Here is a 15,763-nt window from a genome sequence, read left to right as displayed (position 1 = left end):
TCGCCGAGGACTCCACGTCCTCTCGCCGAGGGGAAACGTACCGGGCGACCCAATCAGGTCCGGTCAGCGGCGGATGAACGCGAGGATGTCGGGGTTGATCACGTCAGCATGGGTCGTCAGCATGCCGTGCGGGTACCCCTCGTAGATCTTCAACGTCGAGTCGCTGAGGAGCTCGTCCTGCTTCAGTGCGGCGTCGCGGTACGGCACGACCTGGTCGTCGTCGCCCTGCAGGACGAGGACGGGGACCGTGATCGCGCGCAGGTCCTCGGTCTGGTCGGTCTCCGAGAACGCCTTGATGCCCTCGTAGTGCGCGAGGGCGCTGCCCGTCATTCCCTGCCGCCACCAGTTCGCGATCACCGGCTCCGACGGCGTCACGCCGTCGCGGTTGAATCCGTAGAACGGTCCGGCGGCGACGTCCTGGAAGAACTCCGCGCGGTTCGCCGCGAGTGCTTCCCGGAACCCGTCGAAGACCGAGATGTCGGTGCCGTCGGGGTTCGCGTCGGTCTTCACCATCAGCGGCGGGACCGCGGACACCAGCACGGCCTTCGCGACGCGGCCCTGCGGCTGACCGTACCGGGCGACGTACCGAGCGACCTGGCCGCCGCCGGTCGAGTGGCCGATGTGGATCGCGTCGTGCAGGTCCAGGTGCTCGACCACCGCGGACACGTCGCTGGCGTAGTGGTCCATGTCGTGGCCGGTGCCGATCTGCGACGAACGGCCGTGCCCGCGACGGTCGCTCGCGACGACCCGGTAGCCCTCGGCCAGGAAGTACAGCATCTGCGCGTCCCAGTCATCGGAAGACAGCGGCCAGCCGTGGTGGAACACGATCGGCTGCGCATCGTGGCTGCCCCAGTCCTTGAAGTAGATCTCTGCACCGTCGTCGGTGGTCACGAATCCCATGGTGTTCTCCTGTACGTGGTCGTGGGTGGTGGATGGTCGTCGCTGGTGGGTCGGTGGTCGGGCGCGGCGCTAGTCGGTGGTGGTCTCGCGGACGGCGGTCTCGATGACGCGGGCGACCTCGGCCGGGTGGGTGTGCATCACCAGGTGCGGCGCGGGGAGTTCCACGACGTCCCGGAGGCCGGCGCGTTCGTACCCGAAGCGTTCGACGTCGGGGTTGATGGTGTGGTCGTTCGTGGAGACGATGCCCCACCCCGGCGTGGCCTTCCACGCCGCCGTCGACGCCGGATCCCCGAACGCTGCTCCGGTCAGCGGCCGCTGGGACACCGCGAGGACCTCGGCGGTCTTCGGGTCGACTCCGTCGGCGAACACGGGCGGGAACGCGTCGACCTTCACGGAGACGTCGGTGCCGTCCTCCGCGCCGGCGATCGGGTACGGCGTGTACACCAGGTTCGCGGCGAGGTCGGAGTCCGGGAAACCGCCCTGCAGCTGCCCGAGGCTCTCACCGACCTCGAGGACGTAGCCGGAGACGAACACCAGCCCGACGACGTTCTCCGCGGCGCCGGCGACCGTGATGACCGCGCCACCGTAGGAGTGGCCGGCGAGGACCACGGGGCCGTCGACGTGCTCGGCGACGGCCCGGACGGAGGCGGCGTCCTCGGCGAGACTGCGGTTGTAGACCGGCGGCACGAGCACCGTGTGACCGCGGTCGAGGAGCTCCCTGGTGACGGGAGCCCAGCTCGCGGAGTCGGCGAAGGCGCCGTGCACGAGGATGATGGTGGGCGTTGGCATGAGCAGTTCCCCTTCCCCGTGGTGCGGTCCTCTCGCGTCTGATCGGACGGTCAGGCACCATGGTGATGCCCCTCATGAAAGGGCCACCGGGTGCACCGACGCCAGGAAGAAAGCATGAAGAAACCGCACGCAGAACCACTGGGTGACCGGCTGCGCCGGCATCGCCTGCTGTCGGGCTTCACCTTGGAGAGCCTCGCGCACGCATCCGGCATCAGCGACCGGACCATCAGCAACATCGAACGCGGCATCAGCGCCGCCCCACAGCGGCGGACCCTCACCGCGCTCTTCGACGCGCTCGGCCTCGACGACGCCGAGCAACAGGAGCTGCTGCGTCTGGCACGCGCCCCCCGTGTCGTCTCGGGGAGCTCTCGTCGTTCCGCGATGCTGGCCCCTCCGCTCGTGACGGACTTCACCGGACGGCCCGACGTGATGGCGGCGGTCGCGGCGTTCCTCCGCGGCACCGACAGCGGTCGGGCCGCGCCGGTCCTCGTCATCTGTGGCCCTGCCGGCGTCGGGAAGACCACCGTCGCGCTGGAGGCACTCCGCCGCCACGAACACGACGACTGCCGACGTGCGTTCATCGACCTCAACGGCATGAACTCGCTGCCGCTGTCGCCGCTCGGAGTACTGGCGTCGCTCATCGCGCAGACGTCCGAGATCCGTGACATCTCGAGCATGGACGAGGCCATCGCGCACTGGCGTCGGATCACCGACGCGCAGCGCGTCGCGATCGTGATCGACAACGCCGCGAACGAGGACCAGATCAGGCCGGTCCTGACGGCGACCAACATCGTCGTCATCGTGACCTCACGCAGGAGCCTCGCCGGACTGGTGAACGTGCAACGCATCACGCTCGAGTCCCTCAGCCGTGCCGAGAGCACCCAGCTCATCGGTCGGATCGTCCCAGCCGCCCAGCGCACAGACCGGGACACCGACGCGCTCGCTGCGGCGTGTGGCGATCTGCCGCTCGCGTTGCGGATCGCGTCGAACCGCGTGGCGGCGCAGCCACGCTCCACGGTCGGTGACTTCCTCGACAAGATGTCCGCGCGCCGCAACCCGCTGAGCGCGCTCGTCGCAGGAGACCTCGCGGTCGAGCCGGCACTGACGCTCTCCTACGACCAGACCGACACCGCGTCGCAACAGCTGTTCAGGAGCCTGTCGCTGATCGACGGTGCAACCTTCGATGCGCACCTCGCCGCAGCACCGACCGCCACCGACCCCGACGACGCTGCCGACCGACTCGACGAACTGACCGATCTCGGTCTCGTCGAAGCCCGGGGCAGCAACCGCTACCACCTCCACGATCTGGTCCGGCTCTTCGCCGCCGCCCTGTCCAGACGCGACGAGCCGGCCGTCGGGCACCAACGACGAGCACTCCGACACTGGGTGCTGCAGACCGCCCAGAACGCCGGCCTCTGGTTCGAGCCCGACCGCGAGCCTGATCAAGCAGCCCCCGGACGGCACTTCTCGTCGGCAGACCAGGCACAGACCTGGCTGCGCATCGAAGGCGCGCAGTGGGCCAGCGCGATCCAACAGGCGTACGCCCTCGGCGAGGACCAGCTCGTCCTCGACGTCGCCGAGGCGTTGCACTGGTTCTCCGACACGTGGCCTGCATGGGATCTCTGGCGCATCCTCTTCCTGACCGCCGCCGACGCTGCCACCCGATCCGGCACCGACCGGGACATCGCCGTGCACCACGGGTACGCGGCGTGGTTGCACCTCACACAGGACGAGTTCGATGCCGCGCACCGCGCCGCCGTCATCGCGGTGGAAGCCGCCGAACGCACGGACGACGTGAAGGAACAGGGCTGGGCGCTGTTCTACCTCGCGTGGACGCGCGGCCGTCTCCTCGACTTCGACACGGCGCTCCGTGAAGCGGGCCGGGCGATGGAACTCCTCACCGTCGCCGGTGATCAGGACGGCGTCACACAGACGCTCTCGATGACCGCGAACTTCCTCATGCACTCCGGCGATCTCGCCGGTGCAGCCGCCCACTACGAGCAGATCCTCCGGCTCCTCGCCGACCGTGGCGACCGGGTCCAGCCGAACCTCATGCTGGTCACCGGTGTCAGCACACGGACCGTCCTCGCGGACGTGCTCACCCGGTCCGGCAATCCCGCCTACGCCCTGGAGACGATGCCCGGCGTCATCGAGGAAGCCGCGGCGGCCCACTACGCCGAAGGTCTTGCCAGGGCGCACCTCGAACTCGCGCGAGCGCTCCGGCAGACCGACGAAGCCAAACGCGCGGAGCACCATCTCGCCGTCGCCGAGCGGATCGCCTCCGAGAACCGGTTGCTCGCCGTCCTGCCGGACGTCGAGCGGCTCCGGGCCGAGAGGTAGCGGCCCTTCGGGCGTCACTCGGGACCCGAACTGGGGTGAGCATCGCGGCGTAACGAAGCGAAGAGGGCTCATATGATCGGCCTGCTCCCTGCAGGAGGGAGCCTCTCCCGAAGGAACGCTCTTGCGCGCACGCACCGCTCCGTCTCCAACCCGAACCGTCCGGCCGATGCGGATGGCCGTCGCCAGCATCGCAGTCCTCGCGGCAGCGCTCGCGCCGGCGCTGCTCTCCGCGGGCGCCGCCCAGGCTGCCCAGCAGGGCACGCTCGACCAAGCGAGTGAGACGTACCGCCTCGGCCCGTGGTCGAACGGCGACAACGGCCAGACCTTCACGCCGACGGTCAGCGGACTCGTGTCGGGCATCGACCTGTACGAGGCGCAGGTCACCGGGTCTGCCACGTACAACCTCACCATCCGCGCGGCGCAGAACGGGCTCCCCACCGGCCCGGTCCTCGGTACCGGGTCGGCGACCGTCTCCAGTGTCGGATGGTTCTCGGTCCCGATCACGTCCACCGCCCCCGTCACCGCGGGGGGTTCGTACGCGATCTCGTTCCAGGGTCCGTCGAACGCGTACGTGGGTTGCGACACGAACGTCTACCCAGGCGGCGGCGCGATCTACATGGGCCAGAGCTACGCCTCCAGCTACGACCTCGCCTTCCGCGAGTACGTCGTCGCCGGTGGCACGATCTCGGGCACCCCGACGTCGAACACCCCTGTCGACCACCCCTACTCCTACGACTACACGGTGGGCGGCTACCCCGCTCCGACGCTCTCGGTCGTCGACGGCACGCTCCCCGCGGGCCTCACCCTCTCGCAGTCCGGCCGGCTCTCCGGCACGCCGACCGAGGTCGGCTCCTCGACGTTCACGATCCGCTCCGCGAACGACAAGGGACAGCAGGACGTCACCTCGACCATCGTCGTCCGACCGGCGGCGGTGCCGTCGGCTCCGGGTGACGTCACCGCAGCCGCCGGCGCGGGTTCCGCGACGGTGTCATGGTCGGCACCCACCGACGCCGGCGACGACCCCGTCACCGGGTACACCGTCACGTCGACCCCTGGCAACGTGACGGCGACGACCGCCGCCACCAGCGCGACGATCGACGGCCTGACCCCTGGCACCGCCTACACGTTCCAGGTCGCCGCCACGAGCGCCTCCGGCACCGGTGCCGCGTCCGGCCCGAGCGCCGCTGTGACCCCCTACACGACGCCGTCCGCTCCGGTCGGTTTCCGCATGACCCCCGGTGACGGATCGGTCGAGCTGAACTGGGCCGCGCCCGCGAGCGACGGCTTCAGCCCGCTGACCGGCTACACCATCTCCCAGAGCGTCGACGGCGGACCATGGGCCGACGTCGCCACGCCGGCCGCGGCCGACACCAGCGCCGTCATCGACGGGCTGCAGAACGGCTCCACCTACGAGTACCGGATCGCCGCGTCCAACGCTGCGGGCACCGGGCCCGCCGCGTCGAGCAACCCGACCACCCCGTTCGGCGTGGCCGGATCGCCGCAGGCGGTCAAGGCGACCGGTGACGACGAGTCCGTCTCGCTCACCTGGTCGGCGCCGGCCGACGCGAACGGCGCCCCGGTCACCGGGTACCAGGTCGAGTACAGCAGCGACGGTTCCACGTGGAGTGAGCCCATCGCCGCCGCCACCGGATCCGCGCACGTCACGGGCCTCACCAACGGCACCGAGTACTCCTTCCGCGTCGCCGCCGTGAACGCAGCCGGCACCGGCCCCTGGAGCGAACTCGCCACCGCGACGCCCCTCACCGTGGCGAGCGCACCGAACGACCTGGCCGTGAACCCCGCCGACGGGGCGGCCGTCCTCTCCTGGACCGCGCCCACGGACGACGGCGGTGCGGCCGTCACCGGCTACCGGGTCGAGTACCGTGCCGCCGGCGCTGAGTGGACCGGCGTCGACGCGTCGACCTCCCCGGTCACGATCAGTGGTTTGGACAACGGGTCCCGCTACGAGTTCCGCGTGCGTGCCGTCACGCCCGTCGGGCCGGGCACCCCGAGTGCCAGCGTCTCGACCACGCCGTTCGTGTTCGATCCCACCGCGCGGATCGACGGGGACTCGATCGACGGCACCACGCTGTCCGTCGGTGCATCCGTCCACCTCGGCGCGACCGACCTGCCCGCGGGTGCCACGGTGACGATCGACCTGCACTCGACGCCGGTCCGCCTGGCGACGGTGACGATCGGCGACGACGGCGTGCTCGACACCGACGTGATCATCCCGGCCGGCACTGCCGCAGGTGCCCACGAGCTGGTGCTGACGCTGGACGGCACCGGGGCGGACCCCGTCACCGTGTCGCACGCATTCACGGTCGCGCCGGCCACCGTGGCCGCCACGACCACCGCGGTGGCTCGTCAGGCCGCCGCGGAGCTCGCCTTCACCGGGTCGACGATCTCGCCGCTCCTCGTCGGCGGTGCCGCACTCGCGGTCCTGCTCGGTGTCGGCCTGATCGTGGTACGGCGCCGCCGCGCCTGAGCGCTGACCTGACGGCCTGGCGACGACGTGCACGGAACGCTGCACGCCGTCGCCAGGCCATCGACGCACCGCTGCTCGACACCGGCGCAAACTCGTCGTCGGTGCATGTCAGGTTGCCGAGCGCGGCGACGTTTCGAACTCGCGCGAGCGCTCCGGCAGACCGACGCAACACCTCGCCATCACCGTCGTTCGTCATGGAGCGGCGGCAGGTCGCGTTCGGTCTGTGCGACCTGGGTCAGCTTCGCCGCGAGTGGGCGGAAGGGCCGGGAGAGCAGGACCTTGTCCGCGACCCCGCGCACTGCGAGACCGACGCGCGTCTGCGGGTACGCGAAGGCCGTGATGCCGCGCGGCAGGTGCTGGACGTCGTCGACCAGTGGGCGCATCCACCTCTCGTAGGCGATGAGCGCGCCGGGTTGATCGTCGGGTGCTGCGGCGAGTTCGGCGGCGAGCACGTACCCGGCGGTGAGGGCGAGGGATGCACCACCACCACCCATCGGTGTCACGCACCACGCTGCGTCGCCGGCCATCACGACCCGGCCGCGGTGCCAGGTCTGCATGCGCACCTGCTGCAGCTGGTCGACGTAGACGTCGTCGGACGTCTCGAGCGCCTCCAGGATGCGCGGTGCCTCCCACCCTGCCCCGTCGTACCGCTCCCGCACGGCGGTGAGCATCTCGGCCCGCGTCAGGCCGAGGAGGTCGCCGCCCGGCGAGTACGCGAGGATCGCGCGGATCGTTCCGTACGGGTCGGGCCGGAGGTGGACCTGCCGGCCGCCGACGGAGTTGTGCCAACGCCAGCGGTCGTCGTCGCCGTCGGTCCGGGGGATCGTCCCGAAGACCATCGTGACGTCGAGGTCGCGCTCCTCGACGTCGTCGCCAGAGAAGAGGAGTCGACGTGTGGACGACCGAACACCCTCGGCGACGACGAGCAGGTCCGCGTCGAGCGCCCGGCCATCCGCGAGGCGCACCGTGACCGCGTCACCGCGGTCCTCGACCGCGGTGATGGTCTGTCCGTACACAAAGTCGACGCCGTCCGGCAGGTGGTCGAGCACCACCCGGGCGAGGTCGCCGCGGAGCACCTCGAGCTCCGCCGTCGCACCGTCCGTCCCCTCCGAGGGCAGTTCGGCCGTCACCTTCCCGTCGGCGTCGACGAGGACCGTGCCTGTCTCAGTGGTGTTCTTCGCCTTCACGGCATCGAAGAGACCCATGCGACGGAGGACGTCCCTCGCGACGCCGCGGACATCGACGTTCTGGCCGCCGTCCCGGAAGGAGACCGCGCGTTCGACGACCGTGACCTGCCAGCCCGTGCGCCGCAGCCAGTAGGCCACCGAGAGTCCGGCGATACTGGCTCCCGAGACGATCGCGGTGCGTTGTTCCATGGCTCCTCCTCGATACTGTCTTTACAGTAAAGCGACTGCACATTGAAGGAGTCTGATGGAAAACGTCTTCGACACGACCTGGTCTGTCCCCCAGGTCGACGTGATGCAGGCGCTCCGCGACTGGGCCGTGGCCTTCACGGAGCTGAACCAGCAGATGGCGGTCTGGCTCGACCTGCCGACCAACGACGCGCACGCACTCGGACAGGTGCTCTGGGCCGCCTCTGCCGGGGAACCACTGTCCCCCGCACGGCTCGGGCAACTGATCGGCATGACCTCCGGGTCGGTCACGGTGCTGGTCGATCGCCTCGAGGGAGCGGGCTTGATCGTCCGGAGCCGGGAGCACACCGACCGACGGCGCGTGACGCTCCGCCCGACCGCGGCGGCGGAGGACCGGGCGCGCGCGTTCGCGGAACGGTCGAGCGAGGAGATCGCCACGGTCCTCCGACGCACAGGCGCCGACGACCTCCGCCAGGTCACCACCTTCCTCCACACCATCACCGACGCCGCGACCACGGCGGCCGGTCGCCTGCGGGAGACGCCGGCGCCGCCGCGCACCGGCGCCGAGCCCGTACGGCGCCGGTGACACTCGGGCCCTGCCGAGGTCAATTACCGAACGACGTCCGTTTCGGCGAAGCACCGTGTATGCCGTGTACGTGAGACCGCACGAGCGGTGGACGACCGAAGGAGACAACGATGCAGTACCTCGTCAACGTCCTCGACGGCAGCCCGACCACGGGCGGGCAGACATCCGGGCGCGCCACCGACGCCGAGATGGCCGCCATCGATGTGTTCAACGACCGGCTCCGCGCCGACGGGCACTGGGTGTTCGCCGCCGGCCTGGCGGCGCCCGAGCTCGCGACGGTCGTCGACAACCGGGACGACGCCGGCTTGGTCACGGACGGCCCGTACGTCGCGACGACCGAATTCGTCGCCGGTGTGTGGATCTGGGACGTTCCCGACGCCGACGTCGCCCTCTGGTTGGCGGCAGAGGCGTCGAAGGCGTGCAACCGGAGGCTCGAGATCCGTCCGGTCCTCTGAGGGCGTGCGGATCAGTGCCGACGGCGCCGCGGCGCGGGGCGTCTGGCGCGAGAGCCACAACACCACGCACGCGCTCCGAGACTCAGTCGTTGGTGGTCAGCCAACTCGGTAGCAGCTGCGCGACCGTGTCGACGATGTCGTCGTCACTGCGTCCGCGCGGGCTCTCGAGCCATCCGAGGAGGACACTGAGGACCCCGCCGGCGATGTACTCCCCCGCCGTGTCGAGGAACTCGTCCGATGCGTCCGGGCGTTCGGTGAGGATCGTCCTCCGCAGGCTCGCAGACATCTCCTCGACGAGATGCTCACGGACACGCTCGGTTGCCGGCGCCGACACCGCGTACAGGAGGTAGCGGCGATGGAGGCGGAACGCGGCCAGGAGCTCCTCGAGACCCGTCCGTGTGATGGCGGCCCTGGCCATGACCTGGCCGGTTCGCCGCGAGACGTCTCGCGGTCCGATCTCGTCGAACATCGTGTCGACGACGTACACGACGACGTCTCCGACGGTCGCGAAGTGCGTGTAGAAGGTGCTCCGGCCAACCCCGGCTCGCGTGCAGACGGCGGCGACCGACACGGCTTCGCCGGCTTCGAGCAGCGCGTCGAGCGCAGCGACGAGCCGGTCACGCGTCCTCGCCGCTCGGGGATCATCCGTCGCAGCGAGTTCCCGCCGCCGATTCCCCTGCGCTGCACTGGTCATGTGTCGATCATCTCGCATGGCACAGTTCATAGACACCTGTCCAGAAAATGGCGTAGGGTCCGATCAGGCGCGCAAGGAAGCCACGCCGCACATCGATGAAGGAGTCGACATGAGGGCCTGGGTACTCGGGCAAGTCCACGGAGCGGTCACCGAGACGGAAGTGGACACCCCGACACCGGGTCCCGGTCAGGTCCTGATGAAGATCGTCGCGTCCGGCCTGTGCCACAGCGACGTCGGCTACATGGAGGGCGTCATCCCGTTGACGATCCCGCTGCCGGTGATCCTCGGGCACGAAGCCTCTGGCACCATCGCCGCGGTCGGCGAAGGCGTCACCGGATGGGCGGTGGGCGACGCGGTGGCCAGTGCCATCTCCCCCGACGACGCCCCCGGCGTCTCCCGCGACGGCGCGTACGCGGAGTACACGATCGTGAGCGCCGCGAAGCTCGTCCGGCTCCCGGAGGGCATGGACTGGTCCCAGGCCGCGGCCGCCACGGATGCCGGCTTGACCTCGTACACGGGCGTCGTCGTGTACGGGCAGGTCGGCCCCGGTGACCGCGTCGGCATCGTCGGACTCGGCGGGCTCGGGATGACCGGGGCGCAGATCGCGATCGCGCAGGGCGCCACCGTGGTCGCCGCCGATCCCCGTGAAGCGCTGTGGGAGACCGCGAAGGCGCACGGCGTCAGCGAGGTCGTCGCGGACGTCGAAGAGCTCGAGGGACGCGACCTCGACGTCGTCATCGACTTCGCCGGCTTCGGCACCACGACCTCCGGAGCGATCCGCGCCGTGAAGACCCGTGGCCGCGTGGTCCTGGTCGGTCTCGGCCGGTCCGAGTGGACGATCAACTCCATCGACCTCGTCAGCCGCGCGATCGACCTGCAGGGCGCCACCGTCGCCGGCATTCCGGAACACCTGGAGGCAGTTCTCGCCCTGATGGGCGACGGTCGCGTCACGGTCGCAGCGGAGGAAATCGGGTTCGCTGACATCGCCGAGGGCCTCGGTCGGTTGCAGCGCGGCGAGGTCGACGGCCGACTCGTCGCCCGACTCGACCGCTGACCGACCCCACCCGCACGAACACACGCTCGAACCCGATCGAAGGAGATCACCAATGACCCGCACCTACGTCGTCACCGGAGCCGCATCCGGCATCGGGAAGGCCACCACCGAGAAGCTCCGCACCGACGGTCACACCGTCGTCGGGGTCGACATCAAGGACGCCGACGTCGTCGTCGACCTGAGCACCGACGAGGGCCGCACCGCCCTGGTCCACGAGGTCTCCCAACGCGCCGGCGGACGCATCGACGCCGTCATCGCCGTCGCAGGACTCGTCGCCGCGAGCCCGGTCACGGTCGGAGTGAACTACTTCGGCGCGAAGGCCACCCTCGAGGGACTCCGACCGCTCCTCGCCGGCTCGGACGCTCCCCGCGCGGTCGTCGTCGCGAGCCTCGCCGCCCTCGAGGACGTCGACGACGGTCTGTACGCGAAGCTCCTCGCCGACGACGAGCCCGGTGCTCGTGCCGAAGCCGAGCGGATCGGGACCGCGACGAACGCAGCAGGGTCGAGTGCTATCTACTCGACGACGAAGAAGGCGATCGCGCACTGGGTGCGCACCCACGCGAAGGACCCGGAGTGGGCCGGCGCCGGCATCGCCCTCAACGCGATCGCGCCCGGAGTCATCGAGACTCCCATGACCGCGCAGGCACTGCAGACGGCGGAAGGACGCGCGGCGCTCGACGCCGGCGCGCCCTCGCCTCTCAACGGCCCCGCAGCGCCGCCGACGGCCCCCGCGGCGCTCCTCGCCTGGCTCGCCAGCGCGGAGAACACGCACGTCACCGGTCAGGTCGTCTTCATCGACGGCGGGGCCGAGAGCATCAGACGTCCCGAACTCGTCTGACACCCCCACTCATCTCGACGAAGAGAAAGCGAGAAACACGATGAAAGCAGCAGTCGTCCGCGAGTTCGGCGGAGGATTCCAGACGGAAGACGTCACGATCGCAGACCCCGTCGGTCGCGAGGTCCTCGTGGAGGTCAAGGCGTCCGGCCTCTGCCACAGCGACGAACTCGCCGCGAGCACGAACCTCGGCTACGACGTCCCGATGGTCCTCGGGCACGAGGTCGCCGGCGTCGTCACGGCAGTCGGTGACCAGGTCCGCGACATCGCCATCGGCGACCACGTCGTCGGCTGCCTCGTCCAGTACTGCGGAGCATGCACGAAGTGTCTGACCGGCCGCGTCGGCCTCTGCGAGCACCCCGAGGCCACCGTCCGCGACGGCCGGCTCACCGACACCGACGGCCACGAGCTCGCGCAGGGCATGGGGCTCGGCGGCTTCGCCGAGTACGCGATCATCCACGAGAACCAGGTCGCCAAGGTCCCGGACGCGATCCCGTTCCCGCAGGCCGCACTACTCGGCTGCGGCGTCGTGACGGGCGCAGGAGCGGTGATGAACACGGCGAACGTGCAGCCAGGGCAGACCGTGGCGATCATCGGCACCGGCGGCGTCGGCACCAACGCCATCAGCGGCGCGGTCATCGCCGGCGCCGGTCGGATCATCGCGATCGACGTCGCTGACGACAAGCTCGACAACGCACGGCACTTCGGTGCGACGGACACCGTCAACTCGACGACGACGGACGCAGTCGCCGCCGTGAAGGAGCTGACGGGCGGGCTCGGCGCGGACTTCGTGTTCGACTTCGTCGGCCTGCCGGCGGTCACACGCTCCGGGTTCGACATGCTCGCGCAGGGTGGCGGCCTGTACCTGATCGGCGTGCTGGACCCGTCGAACCACCTCGACCTCACGTCGCTCGAACTGCTCAACGGACGCAAGCGGGTCGAGGGCGTCTACATGGGCTCGACGAACCCGAAGCGCGACATCCCGATGATCGCCGAGCTGTACCTCCAGGGCCGGTACAAGCTCGACGAGCTCGTGTCGAAGACCATCTCCATCGACGAGGTACAGGCGGGCTACGAGTCGCTGCACGACCCGAAGATCAACCGGGTGGTCATCACCTCGTTCTGACTCATCGCGCCCCGTGGCCTCTCGCTCGGTAGAGAGAGGCGATGGGGCGCGGTCGTCGAAGGCACGCCGACTCGTGCGGTCGGCCACCAACGAGCGCCGTAGCCGAGACGCTGACAAGCCCCGACTGCCCCGATCCGGCGGGGCGTTGGTCAAGCAGCAGATCAAAGAAAGATGTCCCAATGTGGGCGACGCGACCGAGGCGAGGCCCAGGCAGGCTCGCACAGGAGGCTGGGCGCGGACCTCCCAGCGAGGAAGATATGCCGCCGCCCCAGGAGGTGGGCCAGGGGGCGAGATCCCCGTCCTGCCTGAGGTGTTGGGCGCGGTTGCTCCCATCACCGCACGTCTCAAGACCAGCACTCGGTTACTGCTTGGTTACCGGAACGCCTGCGGCGAGGCCGAGGGGTGGGTGACACGAGTGCTCGAGGGTTGAGCGATCGATCGGCCTCCCGCAGCACCGGAGCAAGAACGGTCTACGCGCGGGCGTGCACCGGCCCAGCGCAGAGCGATGCGAACGGATCACTGCCACTTTCACGCAAGACCACCACTGCCATCACTTGCGCCCCCAATGGTCGCCACAGGAGCCCGCTGCCGAACGTTCGAGGCAGCTCGTGGAGGCCGCTTGAGCTCCTGCACCATGCGACCCACCCCTGCCGTCGATGTTCCCCGACCAACGACTCCACCGACAGATGCGGATGACCCGATCTCACCGGGGCGCGGCGTTCCATCGCTCGAGCTCCGCCTCCAGCCCCTCCCGCAGTGAGTCCTCACCCTCGTCTGCGCCGGGTTCTGCGTCGGGAATCAGGCGAAGAAGGCGCTCGTACTGGGAGGCCGTCTCCTGATCGGTCGCCGTCGGCAGGCGTCCTGACGAGCCGGCGAGCACGGTCACCTGCGCGAGGTCGATGAAGCCCGGAAGCACCGAGGATTCCACGGTGCCGGAGTCCGAACCGTTCGTCTCCCACCGGTCCCACCGGCTGAACGGAGTCCCGCCCTCCACGACGTCGCGTGCCGCGCAGATGTCGCGCCAGGATTCATCCGGGGTCAGCGCCGCCGCCAGGCCCGCGTCGGCGGTGTAGCGCTCATCGTGGGTGTCGGCGAGGTAGCGGAGCCACCCCGAGAGGACCAGAAGACCGGCGCGGACTTCAGCGCGGGCCGGTCCATCCGGCTGCCGCTCGAAGAGGCGCCGGAGCTCTTCCGCGGCTATCTCCGCGAGGTCCGGCCGGTTCGCGTCGAGAGCGAGCTTGACGAGCTCGACCATCGCCCACGTGCCGCCCGAACGCAAGGCGTGCGGGTCTGCCGCCGACGCGTCGGAGTACACCGCGAGATCGCGGACGCACCCGATGATGCGGACGAGCAGCGCATCGAACTCGGGACCCCCATGCATCAGGATGTCGGACCACTGCCGCGTGAAGCTCCGCAGACATTCCTCGACGTACCCCCCGGAGCCGGTCGCCGCTGCCTCGACGGCCCGGGCAGTCGTCGCTGTGATGAAGACGTGCGCTACCTGCGGGGACAGCAGGACGTCCCGCTCCACTTCGACGATGCTCTCCAGGAGTCCGCTCCCCCGCGCGAGCGACGCCCCGCGGGAGGCACCTGATCGGTCGAGCTCCGCCATCCAGACCTCGCGCACGATCTGGCCGAGCAATTCCAACGCCCGCTCCGCCGTCGCCAGGGCGCCCGACCGGAGGTTGCTGCCGATCGCATCCTGCAGGGTGGCTATCTCGTGCTGGGTCTCCTCGTACGCGGTAACCGCCTCCGGCGCCTCCAGCTCGATGCTCGACTGCAGAAGCTGGACCATCCGTCCGGCGGTCCCGTCGTGGAGCCGGTTCGGCGTCACGACCCGGAACGCCGTGGCACCGAGCAGGGTGCGGTCCCCCGGGTGGACATCCAGCAGAACCTGCGGCGCGACCTCGTACGGGGACGGTGTGGGAGCCGCGGAAGCGCCTTCTGGGTCGAGCGACGCGATCGCTTCCCGGACGCCTTCGGCCTTGATGGCCCGGACGACGCGCCCGGCCTGCGGCACCGGCACGTGCAACGTCGACGCCGAACGGGTGGAGGTGCGCGCCGTGTCCGTGGTCAGGAGCTCCTCCAGCCCGCGGCTCGCGCCGGCGTACCGGCGCGCAATCTCGCCGAACCGATTTGACAGCGTCTCGACGAGCGAGGTGCGCACCACTTCGTCCAGCCGGGAAGGGTGCCCGAAGAGGTGGGTGAGCCTCGAGGTCGAGACCAGCAGCAGCACCGCGGTGGCGACGAACCAGGCGAAGGTGATTACCACGCCCGTCGCGCTCGGCAGCCAGATGGACTCGATGGCCATGGCCGCGTTCGCGGCGAGCCCCACGGCCACGAACCAGCTGGCGCCGATGTACGCCAAGATGCGCTTCCGTGACGTCCCGATTGCGAGAGGAGCCTCCGCGAACAGCTGCGCCGCGATCGTCAGCCCAGCGAACCCGACCGACAGAAACGTCGTCTGAACCGTCCAGAGCACCGTGTCGGAGCCCGGCGTCGGGGACAGCAGGCGGCGCACCCAGGCGGGATCGCCGGCGGCGTGGAACACGATCAGGAGCACGAGGCTGACGAGCAGCACGCACATGACGATCGTGAGCTCCCGCCGCCATGCGCTCGCTGAGCCCCCGGAGGTGCCGCGTTCGCCCGCCATGACGCCACGACCGCGTCAGTCGCGTTGTTCGTGCTTGACCGCGAGGAGGTCGACCGTGCGGAGATCGGGATCCTTCGCGAGGAGGGTCGGACCCTGCTCGCCCAGCGCCCGCGGGATCGCGCCGCCCAGGTGCGCCTTGCGCGCATCATCGTCGGGGAACGTGTCGAAGATGCCGAAATGCGTGTCGTCGATCTGGAAGGCGTACCAGGTGCGCGTCCCCGGCTCCGAGTCGACCGCAGTCTTGCCGCCGATGAGGAAGTCCTTGACTTCCGCCGCTTTGTCCGGTTTGGCTTCGAGCAGTGCCAGTACGCCGAGTGTGAGTTCCATGCGAGTCTCCTTCGCCGTCACGACGCCTCACTCCCCCACAGAGGTATCACGGCGGACGATACGCCTGCACCGGCGTGCCTGCGCGGCCTCATCGCGCTGTCGCCAGGCGGGAGGCCGACACGCTCGCGGTCGCGGACGCGACC

Annotated in this window: 13 protein-coding genes; 7 read left to right on the top strand and 6 right to left on the bottom strand. The window is 70.0% G+C overall.

All coding sequences use genetic code 11. From position 1 onward, the window contains the following. Positions 1 to 63 precede the first annotated feature (63 nt). Together AAEP80_RS04300 and AAEP80_RS04295 are read right to left on the bottom strand one after the other, a co-directional pair. On the bottom strand, positions 64 to 900 hold the full coding sequence (locus AAEP80_RS04300) for an alpha/beta fold hydrolase (RefSeq protein ID WP_420366086.1): 837 nt from the start codon (positions 898 to 900) through the stop codon (positions 64 to 66). 69 nt (positions 901 to 969) lie between these two features. After that, a complete protein-coding gene (locus AAEP80_RS04295) occupies positions 970 to 1,689 on the bottom strand; it encodes an alpha/beta fold hydrolase (protein ID WP_420366085.1) in 720 nt (239 codons plus the stop codon). A 90-nt stretch (positions 1,690 to 1,779) separates the two neighbouring features. On the opposite strand from AAEP80_RS04295, the gene AAEP80_RS04290 reads away from it, so the two are divergent. Both AAEP80_RS04290 and AAEP80_RS04285 read left to right on the top strand, forming a co-directional pair. After that, entirely contained in the window at positions 1,780 to 4,029 is a 2,250-nt protein-coding gene (locus AAEP80_RS04290; protein ID WP_420366084.1) for a helix-turn-helix domain-containing protein, read from the top strand. 166 nt (positions 4,030 to 4,195) lie between these two features. After that, a complete protein-coding gene (locus AAEP80_RS04285; protein ID WP_420366083.1) occupies positions 4,196 to 6,517 on the top strand; it encodes a fibronectin type III domain-containing protein in 2,322 nt (773 codons plus the stop codon). 179 nt (positions 6,518 to 6,696) lie between these two features. On the opposite strand, the gene AAEP80_RS04280 is transcribed toward AAEP80_RS04285, so the two are convergent. Then, positions 6,697 to 7,893, bottom strand: coding sequence for an FAD-dependent monooxygenase (locus AAEP80_RS04280; RefSeq protein WP_420366082.1), 1,197 nt, complete (start codon positions 7,891 to 7,893; stop codon positions 6,697 to 6,699). A 55-nt stretch (positions 7,894 to 7,948) separates the two neighbouring features. Here AAEP80_RS04280 and AAEP80_RS04275 point away from each other — a divergent pair, with 55 nt between their 5' ends. Together AAEP80_RS04275 and AAEP80_RS04270 are read left to right on the top strand one after the other, a co-directional pair. Beyond that, complete coding sequence (locus AAEP80_RS04275) at positions 7,949 to 8,476, top strand: MarR family winged helix-turn-helix transcriptional regulator (RefSeq protein ID WP_420366081.1); 528 nt, start codon at positions 7,949 to 7,951, stop codon at positions 8,474 to 8,476. 110 nt (positions 8,477 to 8,586) lie between these two features. Then, a complete protein-coding gene (locus AAEP80_RS04270) occupies positions 8,587 to 8,931 on the top strand; it encodes a YciI family protein (protein ID WP_420366080.1) in 345 nt (114 codons plus the stop codon). An 82-nt stretch (positions 8,932 to 9,013) separates the two neighbouring features. On the opposite strand, the gene AAEP80_RS04265 is transcribed toward AAEP80_RS04270, so the two are convergent. Further along, on the bottom strand, positions 9,014 to 9,625 hold the full coding sequence (locus tag AAEP80_RS04265) for a TetR/AcrR family transcriptional regulator (RefSeq protein ID WP_420366079.1): 612 nt from the start codon (positions 9,623 to 9,625) through the stop codon (positions 9,014 to 9,016). 109 nt (positions 9,626 to 9,734) lie between these two features. Here AAEP80_RS04265 and AAEP80_RS04260 point away from each other — a divergent pair, with 109 nt between their 5' ends. From AAEP80_RS04260 to AAEP80_RS04250, 3 genes are read left to right on the top strand one after another with little or no spacing between them, the layout of a single operon-like run. Next, positions 9,735 to 10,679 carry a zinc-binding dehydrogenase gene (locus AAEP80_RS04260; protein ID WP_420366078.1) on the top strand — a complete coding sequence of 315 codons (945 nt, stop codon included), beginning with the start codon at positions 9,735 to 9,737 and terminating at the stop codon, positions 10,677 to 10,679. 52 nt (positions 10,680 to 10,731) lie between these two features. Next, positions 10,732 to 11,517, top strand: a complete 786-nt coding sequence (locus AAEP80_RS04255; RefSeq protein WP_420366077.1) for an SDR family oxidoreductase — start codon at positions 10,732 to 10,734, stop codon at positions 11,515 to 11,517. Between the two features lie 40 nt (positions 11,518 to 11,557). Then, a complete protein-coding gene (locus AAEP80_RS04250; protein ID WP_420366076.1) occupies positions 11,558 to 12,640 on the top strand; it encodes a zinc-binding dehydrogenase in 1,083 nt (360 codons plus the stop codon). 703 nt (positions 12,641 to 13,343) lie between these two features. Here the strand turns inward: AAEP80_RS04250 and AAEP80_RS04245 are convergent. Next, positions 13,344 to 15,221, bottom strand: coding sequence for a hypothetical protein (locus tag AAEP80_RS04245; protein ID WP_420366075.1), 1,878 nt, complete (start codon positions 15,219 to 15,221; stop codon positions 13,344 to 13,346). An 87-nt stretch (positions 15,222 to 15,308) separates the two neighbouring features. Next, a complete protein-coding gene (locus AAEP80_RS04240) occupies positions 15,309 to 15,620 on the bottom strand; it encodes a putative quinol monooxygenase (RefSeq protein WP_420366074.1) in 312 nt (103 codons plus the stop codon). Positions 15,621 to 15,763: the final 143 nt, after the last annotated feature.

The organism is Curtobacterium sp. L3-7, from assembly GCF_048756585.1.
Lineage (GTDB): Bacteria > Actinomycetota > Actinomycetes > Actinomycetales > Microbacteriaceae > Curtobacterium.
Note: the sequence above shows the minus strand (reverse complement) of the source record. Positions and strands in the feature narration are given on the sequence as shown.

What these genes read in the sequence shown, in the direction of transcription:
- AAEP80_RS04300 (WP_420366086.1), bottom strand. Translation starts at nt 900, where the DNA reads ATGGGATTCGTGACCACCGACGACGGTGCAGAGATCTACTTCAAGGAC.
- AAEP80_RS04295 (WP_420366085.1), bottom strand. Translation starts at nt 1,689, where the DNA reads ATGCCAACGCCCACCATCATCCTCGTGCACGGCGCCTTCGCCGACTCC.
- AAEP80_RS04285 (WP_420366083.1), top strand. Translation starts at nt 4,196, where the DNA reads ATGCGGATGGCCGTCGCCAGCATCGCAGTCCTCGCGGCAGCGCTCGCG.
- AAEP80_RS04280 (WP_420366082.1), bottom strand. Translation starts at nt 7,893, where the DNA reads ATGGAACAACGCACCGCGATCGTCTCGGGAGCCAGTATCGCCGGACTC.
- AAEP80_RS04275 (WP_420366081.1), top strand. Translation starts at nt 7,949, where the DNA reads ATGGAAAACGTCTTCGACACGACCTGGTCTGTCCCCCAGGTCGACGTG.
- AAEP80_RS04270 (WP_420366080.1), top strand. Translation starts at nt 8,587, where the DNA reads ATGCAGTACCTCGTCAACGTCCTCGACGGCAGCCCGACCACGGGCGGG.
- AAEP80_RS04265 (WP_420366079.1), bottom strand. Translation starts at nt 9,625, where the DNA reads ATGACCAGTGCAGCGCAGGGGAATCGGCGGCGGGAACTCGCTGCGACG.
- AAEP80_RS04260 (WP_420366078.1), top strand. Translation starts at nt 9,735, where the DNA reads ATGAGGGCCTGGGTACTCGGGCAAGTCCACGGAGCGGTCACCGAGACG.
- AAEP80_RS04255 (WP_420366077.1), top strand. Translation starts at nt 10,732, where the DNA reads ATGACCCGCACCTACGTCGTCACCGGAGCCGCATCCGGCATCGGGAAG.
- AAEP80_RS04250 (WP_420366076.1), top strand. Translation starts at nt 11,558, where the DNA reads ATGAAAGCAGCAGTCGTCCGCGAGTTCGGCGGAGGATTCCAGACGGAA.
- AAEP80_RS04240 (WP_420366074.1), bottom strand. Translation starts at nt 15,620, where the DNA reads ATGGAACTCACACTCGGCGTACTGGCACTGCTCGAAGCCAAACCGGAC.